Source organism: Streptomyces colwelliae (assembly GCF_048158785.1).
Lineage (GTDB): Bacteria > Actinomycetota > Actinomycetes > Streptomycetales > Streptomycetaceae > Streptomyces.
In genome coordinates, this window is the sequence record NZ_JBLTJC010000966.1 from 1 (window position 1) to 447 (window position 447).

The 447-nt window shown below is 67.6% G+C and carries 1 protein-coding gene; it reads left to right on the plus strand.

Translation table 11 applies throughout. The features are described 5' to 3' along the window. On the plus strand, positions 1-447 hold a 447-nt coding region (locus tag ACNFOC_RS55385), incomplete at both ends, for an ATP-binding protein (RefSeq protein WP_521987322.1).

Consider the following 447-nt stretch of genomic DNA (forward strand, 5'->3'; position numbering starts at 1 on the left):
CCAAGAAGACCGCCAAGAAGCTCGGCATCCCCGTGGTGCCCGGCTCCGACGGCGCGGTCGGCCCCGACGACGATGCCATGGCGATAGCCCGGAAGATCGGCTTTCCCGTGCTGGTGAAGGCGGCAGCCGGTGGCGGTGGCCGCGGCATGAAGGTGGCGCAGACCGAGGCTGACCTTCAAATGGCGTTGTCGACGGCGGCCAACGAGGCCAAGTCCGCCTTTGGCGATGCCTCCGTCTATCTCGAAAAATATCTCCAGAAGCCGCGCCACATCGAAATCCAGATCCTCGGCGACGGCCGCGGCGGCGCGATCCATCTCGGCGAGCGCGACTGCTCGCTGCAGCGACGCCACCAGAAGGTCTGGGAGGAAGGCCCCTCGCCCGTCCTGTCCGCCGCCGCGCGCGCCAAGATCGGCGAGACCTGCGCCAAGGCGATGCGCGAGATGAAAT